General features: G+C 40.7%; 17 protein-coding genes and 1 riboswitch. Of the genes, 10 read left to right on the top strand and 7 right to left on the bottom strand.

Features of this window, described 5'->3' with window-relative positions:
• Window positions 1–399 precede the first annotated feature (399 nt).
• From LKD48_RS14860 to LKD48_RS14840, 5 genes are all read left to right on the top strand, one after another.
• Window positions 400–582 carry a hypothetical protein gene (locus LKD48_RS14860; protein WP_308732447.1) on the top strand — a complete coding sequence of 61 codons (183 nt, stop codon included), beginning with the start codon at window positions 400–402 and terminating at the stop codon, window positions 580–582.
• A gap of 12 nt (window positions 583–594) precedes the next feature.
• Window positions 595–957 carry a hypothetical protein gene (locus tag LKD48_RS14855; protein ID WP_308732446.1) on the top strand — a complete coding sequence of 121 codons (363 nt, stop codon included), beginning with the start codon at window positions 595–597 and terminating at the stop codon, window positions 955–957.
• A gap of 262 nt (window positions 958–1,219) precedes the next feature.
• Window positions 1,220–1,387, top strand: a complete 168-nt coding sequence (locus LKD48_RS14850; RefSeq protein WP_308732445.1) for a hypothetical protein — start codon at window positions 1,220–1,222, stop codon at window positions 1,385–1,387.
• Between the two features lie 514 nt (window positions 1,388–1,901).
• The gene (locus LKD48_RS14845) at window positions 1,902–2,795 is read left to right on the top strand and encodes a LysR family transcriptional regulator (RefSeq protein WP_308732444.1); all 894 of its coding nucleotides are present in this window, start codon (window positions 1,902–1,904) and stop codon (window positions 2,793–2,795) included.
• Entirely contained in the window at window positions 2,792–3,565 is a 774-nt protein-coding gene (locus tag LKD48_RS14840) for a GNAT family N-acetyltransferase (protein ID WP_118615951.1), read from the top strand. Before LKD48_RS14845 ends, LKD48_RS14840 begins: the two co-directional genes overlap by 4 nt.
• 198 nt (window positions 3,566–3,763) lie before the next feature.
• Here the strand turns inward: LKD48_RS14840 and metG are convergent, their stop codons facing one another.
• The gene (gene metG, locus LKD48_RS14835; protein WP_408628583.1) at window positions 3,764–5,746 is read right to left on the bottom strand and encodes a methionine--tRNA ligase; all 1,983 of its coding nucleotides are present in this window, start codon (window positions 5,744–5,746) and stop codon (window positions 3,764–3,766) included.
• A 271-nt stretch (window positions 5,747–6,017) separates the two neighbouring features.
• Here metG and LKD48_RS14830 point away from each other — a divergent pair, with 271 nt between their 5' ends.
• Window positions 6,018–7,301 (top strand): DUF885 domain-containing protein, encoded by a 1,284-nt coding sequence (locus LKD48_RS14830; protein ID WP_118615947.1) that lies wholly within the window; start codon window positions 6,018–6,020, stop codon window positions 7,299–7,301.
• Window positions 7,302–7,337: 36 nt separating this feature from the next.
• On the opposite strand, the gene LKD48_RS14825 is transcribed toward LKD48_RS14830, so the two are convergent.
• Entirely contained in the window at window positions 7,338–8,195 is an 858-nt protein-coding gene (locus LKD48_RS14825; protein ID WP_118615945.1) for an AraC family transcriptional regulator, read from the bottom strand.
• A gap of 149 nt (window positions 8,196–8,344) precedes the next feature.
• Between LKD48_RS14825 and LKD48_RS14820 the strand changes: the two genes are divergently transcribed.
• From LKD48_RS14820 to LKD48_RS14805, 4 genes are all read left to right on the top strand, one after another.
• Window positions 8,345–10,111 carry an ABC transporter ATP-binding protein gene (locus LKD48_RS14820; RefSeq protein ID WP_118615943.1) on the top strand — a complete coding sequence of 589 codons (1,767 nt, stop codon included), beginning with the start codon at window positions 8,345–8,347 and terminating at the stop codon, window positions 10,109–10,111.
• Entirely contained in the window at window positions 10,111–11,901 is a 1,791-nt protein-coding gene (locus tag LKD48_RS14815) for an ABC transporter ATP-binding protein (RefSeq protein ID WP_308732442.1), read from the top strand. The genes LKD48_RS14820 and LKD48_RS14815 overlap by 1 nt, the downstream gene beginning before the upstream one ends.
• Window positions 11,902–12,008: 107 nt before the next feature.
• On the top strand, window positions 12,009–13,097 hold the full coding sequence (locus LKD48_RS14810; protein WP_308732441.1) for a hypothetical protein: 1,089 nt from the start codon (window positions 12,009–12,011) through the stop codon (window positions 13,095–13,097).
• Between the two features lie 196 nt (window positions 13,098–13,293).
• Entirely contained in the window at window positions 13,294–15,669 is a 2,376-nt protein-coding gene (locus LKD48_RS14805) for a LuxR C-terminal-related transcriptional regulator (RefSeq protein ID WP_308732440.1), read from the top strand.
• Here the strand turns inward: LKD48_RS14805 and LKD48_RS14800 are convergent.
• The 5 genes from LKD48_RS14800 to thiM all read right to left on the bottom strand — a co-directional run bounded on the left by LKD48_RS14800 (window position 15,666) and on the right by thiM (window position 20,153).
• A complete protein-coding gene (locus LKD48_RS14800) occupies window positions 15,666–16,634 on the bottom strand; it encodes an aromatic acid exporter family protein (protein WP_308732439.1) in 969 nt (322 codons plus the stop codon). The two genes, LKD48_RS14805 and LKD48_RS14800, sit on opposite strands and share 4 nt — an antisense overlap.
• Window positions 16,635–16,652: 18 nt before the next feature.
• Window positions 16,653–17,822: a putative hydroxymethylpyrimidine transporter CytX gene (cytX, locus tag LKD48_RS14795; protein WP_118615931.1), complete on the bottom strand. Its 1,170-nt coding sequence runs from the start codon at window positions 17,820–17,822 to the stop codon at window positions 16,653–16,655.
• Window positions 17,822–18,631: a bifunctional hydroxymethylpyrimidine kinase/phosphomethylpyrimidine kinase gene (gene thiD, locus LKD48_RS14790; RefSeq protein ID WP_308732438.1), complete on the bottom strand. Its 810-nt coding sequence runs from the start codon at window positions 18,629–18,631 to the stop codon at window positions 17,822–17,824. Before thiD ends, cytX begins: the two co-directional genes overlap by 1 nt.
• A 75-nt stretch (window positions 18,632–18,706) precedes the next feature.
• Window positions 18,707–19,345 (bottom strand): thiamine phosphate synthase, encoded by a 639-nt coding sequence (gene thiE / locus LKD48_RS14785; RefSeq protein ID WP_308732437.1) that lies wholly within the window; start codon window positions 19,343–19,345, stop codon window positions 18,707–18,709.
• Window positions 19,332–20,153, bottom strand: a complete 822-nt coding sequence (gene thiM / locus LKD48_RS14780; protein WP_308732436.1) for a hydroxyethylthiazole kinase — start codon at window positions 20,151–20,153, stop codon at window positions 19,332–19,334. Before thiM ends, thiE begins: the two co-directional genes overlap by 14 nt.
• 101 nt (window positions 20,154–20,254) lie before the next feature.
• Window positions 20,255–20,366, bottom strand: a riboswitch (TPP riboswitch).
• Window positions 20,367–20,515: the final 149 nt, after the last annotated feature.

The following is a 20,515-nucleotide window of genomic DNA, read 5'->3' as shown; positions in this document are numbered from 1 at the left end:
GATATGAAAGAAATACTAAAAATTATAAAAGAAGGAAAATATTATATTGGTACAGAAAATAGAGAAGAAGATTAATGCGCTAGTCAAATAAGCTAGAGTTGTAGTTAAAAATGACTTTTTAACTGGGTAGGAGGTGAGGATGATTCTGGTGTGATCTTTGCGAAACCACAGGAGTTAGGAAGCAAAAATCTGGAATAGCCATCGGGACAGGGACGGTGGCTAAAAATGTGTCCCTACTGGCTCGATATGTGTCCACTAAAATAAAAAAGTCTGAAAGTTCAAGAAAAGAGCTTTCAGGCTTTTTGGTGTCTTTACTAGAATGTAGTCGAGTCGAAAAAGAACAAAAGTTCGCAAATTTGAGCCGCAGGGACACTAATCTGACCACCGTGCCTGTCCCCAATGTGGTCTAAGAAACTTCGAACAGGCTATGTCATCGAGAACAAGTTGGGTTATCAGTTTGATGTCAAGCTTGGAGATTATGCAAATCTGGTAGCCATTATTGGAACCGGAACTCCATCAAGTGTGGCGTTTTCAGAGATTCAGGACAACAAGGTATTTGTACTGGAGAAGGTAGAAAAATGAATTTATTCCTACATGGGCTATACAAGTGATTTTAGAAATGTAGCGAGTGTAATGGATGCCAGACAGAAACGCGTTTCCTATGCATATGACAGTGATAACCGTCTTCTGACAAAGATGACCGATGCCAACAATCATAGTACACAGTATCATTACGAGGCATCAACAGATCGCTTAACAGGCGTAAGTGCAGCCGTATTGGGGCAGACAAGGGACGTTTCCTATACATATGATGAGGGAGACCGAATTAAGAGTATCAAGCATGGTGGAACCACTTATGCATTTGATTATGATTGTTTCGGAAACCAGACAATGGTAAAGGCGGGTGACAAGACTCTTGACAATTACCGGTCTACGCATCCACTATTGAGCATTTAAAATATGCTTCTTAAGGCGATTTGTGGATTAAAGAAATTATTTAGAAGTGCAAAGAGTGCCATTTTATTTGATTGATTATTTTGAAGTGATATTACACTGATTGTTAAAATAATTTATGCATATTTTAAAATTTAATGCTTAATAGTATTGACTTATTATATCTATAGTGATAATATAAGGATAAAAGAAAACAATGCGTTGTAAATAATGCATGATTGTGCGTATCGCATTGATTAAGGTGAAACGAAAGGAGAATTATAGTATGAGCCAAAGCATTAGATGGACACCAGTTTGTATCTATTGTGGTATGTCAAGAGGTGGTACATTAACAACTAGCAATGGGAGACCGCCAACATGCCCACCGACAATGTCTGGAATTTGCCCTTCAAGTCCAGATAAAAAGCATAAGCCGAGATGGGAAGAATGTTGAGATAATTTAGAGGCTGTTGCTGAATAGGAGATAGTGGGGTATACTATTTAGGGTACACCATTAAAAAAATAATATTTGAAGGCGAAAATAGGGTGTCGTAAAATGATCTAGTTTTTCTAGCTTCATTTTACGGCACCATTTGAATGTGTCAAACAATTATCATCAGTCGTCATTGTCAGATTCTCTCACCAAAGCTTACATAATATTCCTTAAAAAATTCGCTGACCTTATCTAAAATCTTCTTCATAATAAATACCTCTCTTTCTTTCATTAACTCTATACTAGTGAAGTAATGGGTTGGTTCTTTTTTGGAGACCGGCCGGATCTCTTTTTGATGGTTTTATAGTAGCACACGGCAATGAAAATGTGAAATACATATAATAAATGTATAACAATACTCTATAGGTATTGCAACGAGGTGGATATACATGCTATCATGTAAAATATCATATTAAGGAATTTTCATCAAGGAATTCCCATCAAAGCAAATTTGTTTGGAAAGGCAGGTGATTCGATGGAGCTTCGTCATATTCGATATTTTAAGGCAGTAGCAGAGGAGAAAAATTTTACCAGGGCAGCGGAAAAACTTGCGATTGCTCAACCACCGCTCAGCCGTCAGATTCAGGATTTAGAGGAGGAACTTGGCACAAAATTATTTGAGCGCTCACCGCACAAGGTAAAACTCACGGAAGAAGGAGAATTGTTTTTGCAGTACGCATCGCAGATTCTTGATCTGGTGAACCGTTCTGAGGAAGAAGTGAGAATCCGAAAAGAGGGCTTACAGGGAACACTTTACATTGCCTCAGTTGAGGGATGTGGTCCCCATCTTTTTGCACATTGGATTTCAGAGTTTCAGAAGATGCATCCGCATGTGCAGTATATTTTGTGGAATGGAAATACAGATGATGTAAATAATCGTGTCACGAAGGGCTTATGCGAGGTGGCGATGATCACGGCGCCATTTAACACGGAGGAGTTTCATGTGTTAGAGGTATATGAAGAACCGTGGGTGGCGATGATTCCGAAAGGTCATCCGCTTTATTCAGAGACAAATGAACCGATCAATCCGAATGAACTGCTTCCATATGATCTTTTGATCCCGTCACGTGAATCGCGTCAGGGTGAGATTCATGGATGGTTTTCAGATCCGCAGAGTATGCCTATTATTCGCGGCAGAGTGGCGCATATGATGAATGCCTATGAACTCAGCAAAAATGGAGTTGGAATTGCGATTTATCCAGAGTCGATATCGTCACTTGTACGAGACCGCGAGGTCTGTATTAGACAAATCAATAACCCAGACGCGAAGGCATTTTATGCGTTGATTTGGAAGAAAGACCGTACCTTGTCCCATGCGGCAGAGGCATTTATTGAGTTTATTAAGAAGAATAAGGAGGGTGTTCAATGAGATTAGAGCAGGGAAAGCTTTGCTTATGTATTAGAAAGGCAGAGCAGTCATTTAAACAACTGTTTTCACAAAAACGTGCATTTTCTGAGCATATGGAAAAATGGCAGGATGATGATCTATATGATATGTATGATCACAACCAGTTTGTGCCATTATTAGATGATCCAACAGGCAAAGAACTAGAGCAGGCAATTGCATACCAGCGCCAACTCGGCAGAGGCTTTCTAAAGATCGATACAAGAGAAAAGTTAGATGAGGTTCTGATCAAACGTTTTTCTTTGGAAGAATGCTGCACAGAAACAATGCTTCTTAGAAATAAGAAAGAAAATATGGCAAGATGGAAGAGCAACCCTGACGTAATAATATATGACAGTGCTTCCGGTGATGTATTAGCCGATTTGCTTAAAATTGATATCGAAACTTTTGCTTCAGACTACGGCGAAGATTTTATCAGAAGACGTGATGCGCGTTACGTAAAAAAGGCGATGGAGATACCGGGATTTCATTATTATGTGGCATATCTGGATGGAAAACCGGCAGGTGCCTGCTATGCATATGCGATAGATGGCTATGTGGTGATGGATGCTCTTGTTGTAAGGGAAGCATTTCGCAAGCGTTACGTGGCGACCACACTTATGAAACACATTGCATCTCAGTTTAAGGAAGAAATGTTCCTGCATGCAGATGCAGACGATACACCGAAAGAAATGTATAGAAAAATGGGATTTGAGACGGTTGATGAACTGTATGAATATTTGAAAATGTGGTAATTGTGAGTTATCACGTTATGTAGTGGTGCCGACAAAGTCATTCATCGAGGTGCCCTTGCGATAAACTTGCTTGTAATACAAAAAAAGCCGGGGGACAGGTCCCCCTGGCTTGGTTTTCAGTTCCCTTCGTCCCATCGATTTGACAAATTTTCATGCAAGCATGGAATTTGTCAAATCTAGTGTGACGTGTGAACTGATTTAGCAAATCTCAGCGCCAGCTGGCATTTTCTTCTCTGGTGTCATCAGTGCAAGATTTCCGTCTGCATCCTCTGCACACAACAGCATACCTTCAGATAAAACACCTGCAAGTTTTGCCGGCTTTAAGTTTACAAGAACCATAACCTTCTTGCCAACCATTTCTTCTGGTGTGTAGTGAGCTTTGATACCGGAAACAATCTGCTTTACCTGAGATCCTATCTTTACCTGAGAGCACAGAAGCTTTTTGGACTTCTTTACTGCCTCACAGGAGATAATCTCACCTACCTGGAACTGCATTTTTGAGAAATCTTCGTATGTGATTTCTTCTTTTGGCTCGATGTCGATAACAGCCTCATCTTCTTTTTCAGCCTCAGCAGTTTCTTTGGAAGCGTCCTTTGCAGCAGCCTTCTTGGACTCCATAAGTGCATTAACTTCTTCCATCATCTTTTCTGCATCAACACGTGCAAAAAGAATCTGTGGCTGATCTGTTACCTTATTTCCAGATGGGTAGGTGCCCATTGTGGAAACCTGATCCATTGTGCGAAGCGGTGCATTTAAAGAATCAGCAATCTTCTTTGCAGTCTCTGGCATGAATGGCTCAAGTAAGGAAGCACCGATTAAGATGCTGTCGATCAAGTTGTACATAACAGTAGACAGACGCTCTTTCTTTGATTCATCCTTTGCAAGTACCCACGGAGCAGTCTCATCGATATACTTGTTGCAGCGCTTAAACAGGGTGAAGATCTCGGTGATTGCATCGGCAACACGAAGCTTATCCATGCGAGCAGTTACTCTAGAAGCAGTGGAGGTGACAACCTCAAATAAGGAATCATCAACATCCTCTTTTACGCCATAGTTGACAGCAACACCGCCAAAGTACTTGTTGGTCATGGAGATCGTACGATTTACCAGATTTCCAAGTGTGTTTGCCAGATCAGAGTTCATACGCTCAATCATCAGATCCCAAGAGATTACACCATCGTTTTCAAACGGCATCTCATGAAGAACGAAGTAACGAACTGCATCAACACCAAAGAAATGAACAAGCTCGTCTGCGTAGATTACATTTCCTTTTGACTTACTCATCTTGCCATCACCCTGAAGCAGCCACGGATGACCAAATACCTGCTTTGGAAGCGGCAGATCAAGAGCCATAAGCATGATTGGCCAGTAGATGGTATGGAAACGAAGAATATCCTTTCCAATAAGATGAAGGTCAGCCGGCCAATACTTTTCAAACATCGGATCGCTGTTTCCATCAAGATCAAAGCCAAGTCCAGTGATATAGTTGCTAAGTGCATCAATCCATACATAGATAACATGCTTTGGATCGAAGTCTACCGGAATACCCCACTTAAAGGAGGTACGGGAAACGCATAGATCCTGAAGTCCCGGAAGAAGGAAATTGTTCATCATCTCATTCTTTCTGGATTCTGGCTGGATGAAATCTGGATGCTCATTAATATGAGCAATAAGCTTATCTGCATACTTGCTCATACGGAAGAAATAAGCCTCTTCCTTTGCTGGTGTACATGGGCGTCCGCAGTCTGGGCATTTGCCGTCAACTAACTGAGAAGCGGTGAAGAAGGATTCACACGGAGTACAGTACATACCTTCATACTCACTCTTGTAGATATCACCCTTGTCATAAAGCTTCTTGAAAATTTTCTGAACCTGCTTTTCATGGTAGTCGTCAGTAGTACGGATAAATTTATCATAGGATGTGTTCATCAGGTCAAAGGTCTTCTTGATCTCGCCTGCCACCTCATCAACAAACTGCTTTGGTGTTTTTCCAGCCTCAGCAGCTTTCAACTCGATCTTCTGACCATGCTCATCCGTACCTGTCTGAAAGCGCACATCATAGCCCTGCATTCGCTTGAATCTGGCAATGGAATCTGCCAGCACGATCTCGTAGGTGTTTCCAATGTGCGGCTTGCCGGAAGTGTAAGCAATGGCCGTGGTGATGTAATACGGTTTCTTCATGGTGTTTTTCTCACTTTCTGCCGCAGAAGCGGTCTGTTTTTTCACAGTGATGCTATTTGCGCAGCACAAATTTAAAAAGGGCTGGGAAATGCAGCACAGATATAATTTATGATACCACCAGGAACGAAAGATTGCAAGAAAAACGTGAGAAAAGCAATTGTCTGTATTGAAAAATCATGCTATACTGTGATTATAAGTTACCGTGTCGCTTTGTGTCAGGTAAAAGCAACGCAGTAAAGAATTTAGAAAAAGAGAAAGGCTGGATTGTTGTATGAATTCAGAAGATAGAAAAAGGCTTAGAAAGCAGAAGCACAGAATCATGATGATGCGTTTGTGGCTGCCGGTTGTACTGGTAGTTGTCTTGGTTGTCGGATTGACAGCAGGCGGCATTGCAATGTCACTAGGTCAGACAAAGAGCGTGGCAGAGCAGGGCACAAAGGAAGATGGAACAAAGAATGTAGAAACAAAGGAAGCTTCTAATGAGTCAAAAGAAGCAGGCGATGAAAATGGTGAAGCACAGACTGTTGATCAGGCAGGTGCAGACAAACAGCAGTCAGAAGAGGCACAGACTGGAGCAGAAAGTGATAATTCTCAGGCTGGCAATGAGGATGATGACAGCAATCATGCGATAGAGCAGTCTGACTTTGATGAATTTATCACCAATCTGAATGAGGCTGTAGCACAAAACAGCAATTATTTAAAGCGTGAGAGTGAGAATCTTACAAGAACACTTGCGGAGCTGCAGACGTATGACAGAACACATCTGACAGAGGCACAGGCAAAGACATATGATGCATTGCTTGATGCGTTGAATGTTGAGATGGATGGCGAACAGTATGACAGTGTGGCAGCAGCCGCAGCTGATGCTGCACTTTGCAGTGTTGAGGGTGGTGTTGATTACTACAATTATCTGCTGCAAAAGTATAGTGGTGTAGATGGAGCCTGGGGCGATTTCCGTGAGATACTGGCGAATGAAGCAAACGGTAATTATCAGGTTATGAATGACTTAATGGGTGGTGATTCCACACTTCAGGTGGGTGCAGCAAGCTTTACAAAGCAGGCACCAGATGATGCATACGCATATGATACAGTCAGCGCATCTTCAAGCGCGCTTAAGAAAAATCTTGTATGCAATGGCTTTGTAAATGGCTGGACTGAGTTCGGTATTATTCGAGCTTATTTAAACGATGATCGATTAGACGATAATTTAAGAAATTACCTGATTGCATCGACGAGAATGACGTATGCATTGTATGGTGTTGCTGATATTTCAGTACATGCAGGCGGCTGGGGTGAAGCAGAGGTAACAGATCTTTGCACAACTTATTTTGGAGAAGCAGGCGGAAGCAGCTATGGTTCTAGTGTGTATCAGATGGTTTTAAAGAATCCTGGAAAATATGCAGCTGCAGCGATTGACTATTTGCAGATCACAGAGCTTGAGTCAACAATGGCTACCAATCAGGGTGAAAACTATAGTGAAGCTAATCTGTTAGACCTTCTCTTTAATCAGGGACCGGCAAACTTTAGAGTATTAAGAAGCTGGATTGGATTATAAAAAAACAAGACCAGGGGGCAACCCCCTGGTCTTTATTTACACTACTTTTTTGTATTTACTCCTGTAGTGAACTGGAGACATGCCATAATATTTCTTGAAAAGCTTACTAAAATAGTAAACATCATCGTAGCCAACGCTGTTTGAGATGGCTTTTATGCTTTGTCCGTTATCAGATTCAAGCTGAATGCGGGCGCGCTCTAAGCGCATTTTAATCAGATAGTTGATTGGAGCTTCACCAGTCTCTTCTTTGAAAATTTTTGATATGTAAGCAGAGCTTAGATACATATTCCGGGCAATCAGATCAAGTGAAATCTTTTCAGCATAATGACTGCTCAGATATTGGCGGATCTCGCTCACCACATATGTTTTATGGTGTGTCTCAAAAGTGACAGGAGAACAGCTTTGTTTTGGCGGAACAGTGATCTGACGGATGATTGTCATAAGAAGCTGTGTCAAATATGCCTTTTGCATAAAGTACTGACCGACCTGATTGCTGTAGCGCTCAGATATCATACGAAGACACAGATTTGTGATATCCTGACGGACAAGACCGTCCGTGTGAAGCACAGATGAGCCGCCAGGAAAATCAAGACGGTTTGGTTCCATTCCCTTAAAGTGAAAGTTTGAAAATGAAGTAAAGAATAAAATTGCAGGGTTATCATGCACTGTCGGCAGTGTACGGTGCGGCATGTGCGACGGTACACAGACAATATCACCGGCTGTAAGTGGAGTGGTAGTTCCATCCATCCAGATTGCCAGATCACCAGATAACACTATAAAGAGTTCGGGTGCATCATGCGTATGAGAAAAATTCGATTCTGTCACCGTGCGCTTACCGGCGAAATATAAAGTTGGATTTAAGTCAGAGTAAGTAATGTCGTACGTATCACACACAGTAAAGTAAACCTCCTTAAAAATAAAAATGCCTAAAAACGATAAAGCTTGATTTGATTATTATACATCAATTTTCAAGAAAAGTACATTTTATTTTAAAAATATTAGAGTAACATGAAGGCACAAACTACAAAAAGGAGGAGAGAAATATGGGATACATACGCTGGTTTTTATCTTTTTTAAAAAAATACCGCGTAAGAATGATCGTAGGCTTGATCTTAGTGTTTATCACATCACTGCTTGTTTTGATCAACCCACAGATTTCTGGTATGATTGTGGATGAAGTTATTGAGGGACAGCATTATGAAAAGCTTGGTATTTTGCTGCTTATTATGATTGGAGTGACGCTTGTTCGATCGCTGCTGCGCTTCACATTTTTAATGTGTTTTGAGTCATCCAGTCAGGGACTTGTCTACGACATGAGGGAAGAAGCATATCGTAAGCTGATGAAGGAAGATTTTAACTTCTTCAACAAAAACCGCACAGGAGACCTTATGTCCAGACAGACAGGAGATATGGATGCAGTGCGTCACATGGTTTCTCATGTTATTTATTTTAGCTTTGAGAATATCCTTGTATTTTTGATGGCACTTGTGATGATCTTTTCTGTTAATGTTAAAATGGCACTTTGTATGCTGATTGTACTTCCGTTTACATTGGCAGTGACACTGAGCCAGAGACGTCATATTAAGCCGGCCTTTGACAGGGTGCGTGACTGTTTCTCTAGTTTGAATGCATTTGCACAGGAGACAATCGCAGGAAACCGTGTTGTAAAGGCATTTGCAAAGGAAGATTATGAGCTTGAAAAGTTCGACCGCGAGAATGATGGATATCGTGATGCACAGTTAAATGCCGCATCGATCTGGATGAAATATATTCCGATGTTTGAGGTCCTTTCCCAGTGTCTGACTATTATCCTTATGATCATGGGTGGTTTTATGGTAATTGACGGCGAGATGACTATAGGAAACATGGTAACTGTTAACGGTTATTTATGGATGCTTAACAGTCCGCTTCGTCAGGCAGGATGGATAATTAATGATTTGCAGCGTTTTCTTACTGCAATTGAAAAAATCTATAAGGTTTATACAACTGAGCCAGATATCAAGCAGCCAGAGCATGTTGTAGAAAAGAGAAAGCTAAAGGGCAGTGTTACCTTTGATCATGTAAATTATTATACAAATGATGATACTGTGTTAAAGGATATCAGTTTTCACGTAGAGCCAGGTCAGACAGTTGGTATCATTGGTGCGACTGGTTCTGGAAAGTCATCACTTGTCAATTTGATTTGCCGTTTTTATGATGTGAATCAGGGACGCGTGCTTGTCGATGATATTGATGTTAGAAATTTGAATCTCCAGACGCTTCGCGGAAATATCGGAATTGCGATGCAGGATGTCTTTTTGTTCTCAGATACAATTGAGGGAAATATCGCTTATGGAAATCCAGACTGTACGTTTGAGCAGGTGCAGGCAGCTGCAAAGATTGCAAATGCTGACGAATTTATCAGGGAGATGCCAGAAGGATATGATACGATTATTGGTGAGCGCGGTGTAGGTCTGTCTGGTGGACAGAAACAGCGAATTTCGCTTGCACGCGCAATTTTAAAGGATCCGTCAATAATTATTCTTGATGATACAACCTCTGCAATTGATATGGAAACGGAGAGTATGATTCAGAATGAATTAAAGAAAATCTCGGATGAGCGTACTGTATTTATCATTGCTCATCGTATATCTTCTATTATACATGCAGATCAGATTCTTGTACTTGATAATGGCCGCCTTGTCGAGAGAGGAACACATGAACAGCTGCTTGCTAAAAAGGGCTATTATTCAACTGTATTTCATCATCAATATGGTGAGTTTGACCGCTTTAAGAAGGTTCGCGCAGAAAAGGGAAGGGGTGAGGCATAATGGCACGAAATAAATATGACGTGGATGAGACACTCGAAACTAAATTTGACATGAAGCAGATTAAGCGATTATTTAGTTATGTAGGCCGTTATCGAAAAAAGCTGATTATGACAATAATGCTTATGCTGTTTTCCTCAGCGCTTGGCATGGTTATTCCTGTGCTGATGCAGCGCGTAATGGATATTTACATTCCGAATCACGACAAAAAGGGAATCCTTTTGATGGCGGCGCTTGCAGCTTTGATAATTTTGGCAACAGCTTACATACTTCGTATCAAGATTAAGTGGACATCTCAGATTGGTCAGGGCATCATTCATGAGCTAAGAAGAGAATTGTTTATTCATCTGGAGGAGCTGCCATTTTCTTATTATGACAGCCGTCCGCATGGAAAGATTCAGGTGCGTATTGTCAACTATGTAAATAACATAAGTGATCTTCTGTCAAACGGTATCGTAAATACCATCACAGACTGCTGTTCATTATTTTTTATTGTAGGCTTTATGTTTTATTATAGTGTGCCGCTTACTTTGATTTGTATGTGTGGTCTTCCTATTCTTATTGCAATTGTGCTTTTTGTAAAGAAAAAGCAGCGCCGCGGATGGCAGCTTGCAAGCAATAAGCAGTCAAATTTGAATGCCTATATTGCAGAGAGCATCAATGGTGTGCGTGTTACACAGGCATTTGTAAGAGAAGATAAGAATCTTGGCATATTCAATAATTTAAGCGGAAGCTATCGAAAGGCATGGATGAGCGTTATCAAGTATAACTTTATGATTGGACCGACTGTTCAGTTTATATCAATCCTTGCGACGGCAGCTGTATATTGGGTTGGTATTCACTGGATTATGGGCGGAAATGATATAATTAGTGTCGGTGCTCTAACGGCATTGACAATTTATATCAGCCAGTTCTGGAATCCGATCAATACGCTGGCTTCCTTTTATAACTCACTCTTGACGGCAATCTCATATCTGGAGCGTATTTTTGAGACTATTGATGAGCCAGTTAATGTAAAGGATGCTCCTGGCGCCGTGGAAATGCCGCCGATTAAGGGTGAGGTAGAGTTTTCTCATGTTGTATTTTCTTATGAGCCAGGTGTGCGTATCTTAAATGATGTAAATTTTAAGGCAAACGTAGGAGATAGTTTTGCAATCGTAGGTCCGACAGGAGCAGGAAAATCAACAATTGTAAATCTTATCAGCCGCTTCTACAATATTGATTCTGGAAAGATTTTAATTGATGGAATTGATATTAACAGTGTGACGATCAAATCACTGAGAAAACAGATGGGCGTTATGATGCAGGACAGCTTTATTTTCTCAGGAACAATAATGGATAACATCCGCTATGGAAACAGGGAAGCAAGCGATGAAGATGTAATCAGAGCAGCGAAGACAGTTTGTGCGCATGACTTTATTATGAGTATGGAAAATGGCTACCAGACTCAGGTAAATGAGCGCGGAAGCCGTCTGTCGGCAGGCCAAAGACAGCTTATTTCCTTCGCGAGAGCGCTGCTTGCCGATCCTAAAATTTTGATTCTCGATGAGGCAACATCAAGCATAGATACAGAGACAGAGTTACTTTTACAGCAGGGTCTTCAGGAATTATTAAAGGGCAGAACTTCCTTTATCATTGCCCATCGTCTGTCAACTATTAAAAGCTCAAGCTGTATCATGTATATTGACCAGGGAAATATCTTGGAGAAGGGTACGCATGATGAGCTGATGGCAAAGGATGGCTATTATAAGGAATTGTATATGAGTCAATATGCGTTTTTGGAAAAAATGTGATATCATACTTTGGTATGATTTACATTTTTTAGAAGTTCTCTATAATGGAAAGTACAGTAAAAACAAAAAATAACTAGTACTAGTTAATTTGATTGGAGGATTTCTTTATGAAGATGAGAAAAACGTTAGCAACGATGATGAGTGGTATTATTGCAATGAGCCCGGCAGGTGTGATCTTTGCTGACGAGGCTGTAGAGACACCTGTAACTTATGGCGATATGATTTCACTTTCACTTACACAGGGTGGAGAAACATTAAGCGCTGACATCACAGCTGTTTATAATGAAAGCGGAGACAGCTCTTTTTCTGTATCAGTGACTCTCCCAGCATCAATGATGGGCACAGAAGAACCTGTTGTTTATGGTTTTGATGATGTGCTTCGTGTATGTGGTGAGGATGTTTATTTAAATGTAGAAGAGATTGTAAACATATATAGTGAGCTTACAGCAGATGACAGTATGACTGAGATGCTTTCTATGGTAGGAATTACAGAGTCTTGGCTTGAAATACCTGCTCCGACAGCATCAGATGATGGTCAGCTTGATACAATTTTGACAGCAATTACTGATAATCTGGCAGATTTAGAGACTGTTGAAACTGATACTGGTGTTCAGATCGCAATAAACAATGATACTCTTCTTACAATTGCTCAGAGTATTGATGAGGCAATGGCATCTGTAGAAGGAACAGATGGTGAATCTGCAGAAGAAGACATAGAAGGACTTGAATTTGTTTCTGATTACATACTGGCAGCAGCAGAGGGGTTTAGAGAAGCTGATCCTGAGCTTTCAGAGGAAGATAGTGTTGCACTTGTTTCTGAACTGGTAGATGCGTTATTTGCTGGTGTTGAGGAAGAGTTCTCTATGGGATCAGATGAGTCTTCTGATATTTCATTTGTTGAGCTTCTTTCATCAGCATTAGAGTATGCTGCTTTTGAGGGTACACTTTCTATTGATTCCGCAGATGGCGTATCTGCAGTACTGCTTGATCTTTCAGCAACGGCAGAAGGTGAGGATGCAATTGGTGTTCAGCTTGGTATTGCTTCCATTACTGATGGAGAATTTGCTGAGTTTACATCACCTGAAAGCTTTGTATCACTTCGCGATGTTGTGAAAAATGTTGCTTCGCTGTACTACACCAGCATTGCATCTTATGAGGAGCCTTCCGAGGAAGTTTCCACTGAGATTGCAGAGTAATTAAGCTGGTTTTCCATATTCGACACACACCCAGAAGGCTGATTCGCGAAAGTGGATCAGCCTTTTTATCATTTTTAATACTTTAGGATGATTTACTTTTTTTATAAAAGCGGTATAATTTAAATTAAAGTTGGCTAAAAAGTCGTATTTTATTTATAAAAACCGTAACTATTAACTAAAAAGAGAGGAGGATTCTGTGGATAGATATGTGATTATAAAAAAAACAATAAAAACTAAATTTGATGAGTTTATGGATCATGGACGCATTTTGTACTTTGGTGCACCATGTGGATTTGGAAAAAGCACGGTGGCTTTTGAACTTCTGCGTGGAAAAAAATTTGAACTGATAAGTGGCTTGGAGACAGATGGAATACTGCCAGAGATCAAATTAAATCGCGACATTGTGGTGATTGATGATCTTCAGCAATTTCAGGAGGATGAAGATTTACAAAAATTAAATGAATTAATTCGTGATAATCCGCAAAAAAAATTTGTGCTGCTGTCGCGCGGTGGTGTGCCAGGTGTGTTTAGGGCATTTCAGTATACTGGTGATATGATGGTTATTGGTGCGAGAGATCTTTTATTTGACAGAGATGATATTCGGAAGATGCTTTTTGAATATAATATTAAGCTGACAGACAGTGAAATTAATGAAATGCTTAAAGAGTCAATAGGATATCCTTTAGGTGTTGTTGTTACACTTCAATGTATCAATCATGCGGATAGTCAGCGTGTATTTAATTCAGATATTGTAAAGGAAGCATATCATGAGGTGTTTCTTTACTTTGAAGCGGCAATTTACCATCGCTTTGATTTGCCAATACGCCGTCTTCTGCTTGAATTGGCGTCATTTGATAATTTTGATTATGAGCTAGCGAGAATGGTCAGCGGTGATCCTAGTACCAGCGAACTGTTAGACTGGATTCAGAAAAATACAACAATGCTTCTTTATGATGGGATTCGTCAATTTCGTTTCTGGCCGCAATTTCGTGATTTCCTTTTATGGGAGCTTGAGCGCAAATATAGTTCGCAAAAGAAAAACGCGGTGCTTGTGAGAGGCGGCATGTATTATGAGTTAAAAGGAGATTATGAAAAGGCGCTTGATTGTTACAGCAGAGGAAAAGATCACTCAAAGGTGTCGGAAATTCTGATTCGAAACGGAGAGAGTCATCCTGGAATGGGACATTACAGCGAGATGGAAAAATATTACCGCAGTTTGCCAGAGTCAGAAATCTTAGAATCACCGTCACTGATGCAGGGAATGAGTATGCTTTGCGCGCTGAATACAGATTATGAGAATTCGGAGCGCTGGTATCATGAGCTGGAACAATTTGCAGCAAAGTGTAAAAAGCAGGATGCTGTGCTTCGTCAGATCAAAAGTCGAATTGCATGGCTGGATATTTCACTTCCTCAGAGAAAAACTGATAAAATGATTCAGATTATTCCATCTGTATTTAGATTGATTACTAATAGAGAAGTGAAACTTCCACCATTTTCAGTGACAAGCACGCTTCCAAGTATTATGAATGGAGGCAAGGATTTTTCACCGTGGAGCAAAATAGATGATCTTCTTTATCAGACAATGCGCATTCCAGTAGAGGCTGTTTTGGGAAAGGACGGAGTAGGTCTGGCAGACTGTGCAATTGCAGAGAGTAAATTTGAAAAGGGCGAGGATATTTCTGGGCGTATTCTTTTGCTTGTTTCTCAGCTTGGAGAGGTGCAAAAAAAGGGAACTCCGGATATTGAGTTTGCAATGGTTGGTTTATTGGCGCGCAGCCAGATTGCATTAGGACGTGCAGAGGATGCGCTTCGAACAGTACAGATGGCTCGAGAGCGTTTTGAGGAAAATGGTCATACGCGTTTCTTCCATAATATAGATGCAGTACTCTGCCGTATTTGGCTTCATATGGATGATCTCGAACGTGTACAGGTGTGGTATCGGGAGAAGGCACCAAAAGATCCGCTTCATTTAAATGTTTTAAAGCGTTATCAATATCTTACACAGGCGATGGCAGAGCTTGCACTCGGAATGCCAGATGCAGCACTTTTGACACTCGCACCATTGGAGTCATATTGTAGGGAGTGTTCAAGATATATAGATGGGATTCATATTAATGTGCTAGAGGCGATTGCATTGTACAGAAAAAAGGATTCACTTTGGAAGGAAAAATTAAATTCAGCGCTTGATGCGGCGCAGGAGTTTGGTTTTATACGAACTATAAGTGTATATGGAGCCGCAGTGCTTTCACTGCTTGAACAGACAGAGTATAAAAATGATGATGAATGGTTTGCGCGGCTGATAAAAGATGTAAGAGTAGAGGCATCATTTTATCCTGATTTTTTGCAGCCGCATCTGTCAATGGAAAATGAACTTACAGCAACAGAGCTTCAGATTCTTCGTCTTATCTGTGCAGACAAAAGCAATGCACAGATTGGGCAAATTATGGATATAAAGCTTCCAACTGTTAAAACACATGTGAGCCATATTTTGACAAAGCTTGATGTAAGCCGAAGAAGCGAAGCAAAGACGGCTGCAAAACGGTTATGGCTGATTCCAGATGATAAAAATTAGTGCCAGCGCTCGACAAAATTTCGTTTTAAAATAAGAAATTCTTCAAGCTGCTTTAAAATATAGAAAAGAACAGCTCGGCTTTCAAACTCCTCACGTTTTGTGGGGAGTTTTTCATTTTTCATGGAAAGAATCAATTCATGAAGTGTATCAAGAAGTGATTTCACATCATTTGTTTTTGCATATTCTTTACTGATTCTTTCAAAAAAATCAGCTATGATTGGAGCTTGGTCTGGAAGATATGCAATCATTTGAATGCTGTTATATATTTGACGAAGCACCTGACTTTGAAATTCGCGCATTTGTACATAGTCGAGTTCGGCGCAGGACGATGTGCCAAGTGTGTTATCCATGTTTGTGAGTGCAAGGCTTTTTGCAGCAGTAAGCTGTTTGTCAAGCAAAAGAAAGCAGGAACCATCGTAGTTTGTACGATCTAGTGTTCTGATACGTTCTGCCATTCTTTTAATAATGGAACGAATGGACTCATCTGCCTCTGCCATTTTATCTTTCCATTCATTTTCCTTTGGACGAAGACTAAGATTAAGAAGGACTCCAATTCCAGCACCGATTAAAAACAGACTTATCTCATTTGCAATCATTGGAATATTCATTGTTTTTTCAGCTAAAAAATGTGTAATGAGAACAGAGTCCATGGCGATTGCTGATGACCACTTCATTGTGAGGCAAAGTGTTGTGAATACTAACAGATAGATGCCAAAAGCTGCTGTTGTATAGCCGAAAAAATTATAACATAAAAAGGAAACTAACAGTGCACAGCAAAAGGCTTCGCCTCTTGCAAGTGCAGTCTGTATGGTTTCCTTTTTTGTATTTTGAATGCTTAAAATTGTGATAATGCCAGCTGTAGCGCTGTACTTTAAGTTTAGACAGGAGGCAAAAAGAATGGCTAAAATTGCGCCGGCAGTGATTTTAACTGATTTTAAAATGAGTGCATTATAATTTCGATTCATAATTGCCTCCCTAAAATTTTAATTTTTTTCTTTTACTATTTTTGCAGCAATCAGGCAAAGTGCGATTGTAAGCAGCATATCAGGCAGTGTATTTCCGCACACGATATCTATACGCATAAGAATACGGTACATGATAAAACCAATCAGCCATATAAACAAATTACGCCACTGAAACGGTTTATCAGTAGATTTTCTCTTTAAAATGTAGAAGTCTGCAATCTGAATAGCAATCATCGGAGCAAAAACAGATCCGATCAGATAGAGGAAATTAGTGATATCATCCATCGGGTATACAATAGCCGCGATAGTTCCGATAATAGTTATGGCAATAGCTACATAATTTCCCTTTATTCCAGATACAATAGATTCACTTGAAATACCTGCTGAGTAGGCATCAAGAAATGTTGTTGTTACAGTAGAAAATACAACAATCAGAAGACCAGCAGCGCCAAGTCCGGCTTTTACCATAATCTGAGCAATGTCGCTCTCACCAGTAAAAATAGAAGCGCCCATACCGATCAGATACATAAAGCAGCTTACGATACCATATACAATCGCGCTGACAGCAGTTGCTTTAACAGGCTGTTTTGCTTCGCGTGTGTAGTCACTGATAAGCGGAAGCCAAGAAAGAGGCATTGCGACAGCAAGTTCTACAGCAGCGCCAAATGACATTGCTTCATCTTGAACTACGGAGGCAGTCCCGTTAAAGAAAATTACTTTTGCTAAAATAAGTGTCAGAATAAAGAGGGCAGCCATTGCGACTGTATTAAATTTTCCAAGATTGGTGATTCCAATCAGGATCCAGACAATAATTAAAACGCCAATCAAAAGACACCAGATCCACTGACCAGCCTGGAAAATTCCCTGTGCAGCCAGTGCACCGTCATAAATCATAATTGCAGTCCATCCGGCAAGCTGAAGTACATTTAAAATTGCAAATAGCTGACCACCATGAATGCCGAAACTGTCTTTTACTGTTTCCATTGCACTTTTTTGGAGTCTTCCGCCAATAACACCTGATAAAAATAATAAAACACATCCAATTACATGACCAATTAAAATTGCAGCGAGACCCTTTGCCATGCCAAGAGGAGCGAAGTATGTACCTGTCAGAATTTCTGCAATCGAAACACCGGCACCAAACCAGATTAAACCATTTTCAAATAGAGAAGTTTTCTTTTCCATAATTAGATGTCAGCCTCCTTGGTGTAAATATTATCGATTGCAAAGCCGTGATCCATAGGACCGCTTCCCTTTCCAAGATCAAGCATTGCAGATAATGCGCCAGAGATATAGTCCTTTGCACGGCATACAGATGTCTCAAGATCAAAACCCTTTGCAAGATTTGATGCGATTGCCGAGGACAATGTGCATCCAGTGCCATGTGTATTAGGATTTTGAATACGCTTTCCGTAAAACCAGCGATAAGTATTGTTTGCATATAAGAGATCGTTGGCATCATTTATGGTGTGGCCACCCTTGCATAAAACTGCGCAGTTGTATGTTTCTGAAATCATCTTCGCTGCATCAATCATTTCCTCGGCATTAGAGATAGTTCGTCCAGTCAGAACCTCGGCCTCTGGAATATTTGGTGTAAGCACATCAGCTAGTGAAAATAATTCTTGCTTTAGCGTATCAATGGCATCGTCGCTTATAAGCTTTGCGCCGCTTGTAGCTACCATAACAGGATCTACAACAATGTTTTTGGCATTGTATTGGCGAAGCTTTGATGCAATTACGTGGATCAGATCACTTTCTGAAACCATACCAATTTTTACAGCATCTGGATAAATGTCAGTAAAAACTGCGTCAAGCTCTTCTCCTAAAAATTTAGAATCTGCATTTAAAATAGAAGTCACGCCGGTTGTATTTTGTGCAGTCAAAGCAGTGATGGCACTCATAGCGTATACGCCATTTGCCATCATTGTTTTGATATCTGCCTGAATGCCGGCGCCTCCGCAGGAGTCACTTCCTGCGATCGTTAATGCTGTTTTCATAATAAAATTCTCCTTTTTCATTAACGTTTTGTATTGCGATCTGAGGTGGTGCCCCCAACAGACCGCATAATAGTGTTAATCGATTATTTTTTGTACTGCCATTTTAAGGTTCGCAGCTGCATCCTTTATATTTTTTTGACCGTAAATGGCACTGATAACGGCAATTCCGCAGATGCCGCTGCCAGATAATTCTGCCACATTGTCTTTTGTAATGCCGCCGATTGCAATGACGGGAATGGAGACTGCCTGACAGATAGCTTTTAATGTCTCATAGGAAACCTCTGTTGCATCATCCTTGGAACTGGTAGGAAAAACAGCGCCAACACCAAGATAATCAGCTCCGCGTTTTTCTGCCAGAACTGCCTGTTCAACAGTCTGCGCTGACACGCCGATAATTTTGTCAGGACCAAGCTTGGCACGCACATCGCCAGCTTCCATATCGCTTTGTCCGACATGCACGCCGTCAGCATCCATTTCAAGTGCGATATCAACGTTGTCATTAATCACAAAAGGAACATTGTATGCTTTGCAAAGCATCTTTAAATCTTTTGCTTCCTCAAGAAAATGAGTCTGGTCTAAATGCTTTTCGCGAAGCTGTACAAATGTAACGCCGCCGTCAAGACTTTCCTTAACGACATCGTGAAGAGTTCGCTCGCCAAGCCAGTAGCGATCAGTGACAGCATATAGAAGAAGGTCTTTATCAGCGCACTTCATATTTAGCTCCCTTCTCTAATGATTCGCCGTCCATGTTGTAAATAGCATCAATAATGCGGTTTCTGTAAGTTGAGTTGCCATCGCCGTCTTTCATGTGACTGTAGCCGATCTCACCTGCAAGACCCATTGCGCAGACAGCAGCAGCAGCGGCGTCAAGCTGATTAGATGGATTAGCAGCGACAAAGGCGGTCATAAGACCAGAAAGCTGACAGCCAGTTCCGGTAATCTGTCCCATCTCTGGACGGCCATTTCTAATCACGTAGCAGCGTGTACCATCGCTGACAAGGTCAATAGCACCTGTAACAGCGATAATTGCTTTGCTCTGTGCAGCGAATTTTTTTACAAACAGAATAGCCTCATCCAAGGTATCATCCGTGACTTTATCAGCAACATCAGCGTCAACACCCTTTGTTGTACCATTTCCATTGGCAAGTGTCTTAATTTCGGAGATGTTTCCACGGATTACAGTCAGCTGTAATTGTTCCATAAGACCAACGGCAGTATTTGTGCGAAGTGCAGAAGCACCAGCACCTACCGGATCTAAAAGGATAGGATGACCAAGTTCATTTGCTCTTTTTCCAGCCAGATACATTGCTTCAATGCTGGATTTATGCAGCGTACCAATGTTGATATTTAAGCTGCTGCATATGGAGGTAATGTCCGTAACATCATCTGGTTCGTCGGACATGATTGGGCTTGCACCGCATGCCAAAATGATATTGGCTACATCATTGACAGTCACATAGTTTGTGATGTTGTGTACAAGCGGTACCAATTTTCTTACGTTGTCGAAACATTCTTTTAGCATATTCTCGCTCCTTTTTATAAGGAATAGCAGAAAAAATTCCACTATACCAAAAATGCGGATATGCCTGTAAAAGACATATCCGCATGTTTTTTTTGTACAAGAAAAACACGTATAGTATATCCCTACGTTGGCATTATCCAAATCAGGTTATGGGTCAAGACGCGTTTCGTCTACTCTCAGCCTGCAAAACGGCAAGCTCCCCGTTACGGGTTTCATTATATTCTTGTATTGCAAAAAATGCAAGTGTAAATTTAAAAATGATGTTGGGATCAAAAGGTATTTTGCCCCCAACTGATATCCACGAATTGCTCCGTTGCTATGCAACTTTCGCAATTCTAAAAACATTCGGATTCGCTGATTTT

The sequence above is a fragment of the Anthropogastromicrobium aceti genome, assembly GCF_020687335.1.
Classification (GTDB): domain Bacteria; phylum Bacillota; class Clostridia; order Lachnospirales; family Lachnospiraceae; genus Anthropogastromicrobium; species Anthropogastromicrobium aceti.
This window is presented reverse-complemented; position numbering and strand designations above follow the sequence as displayed.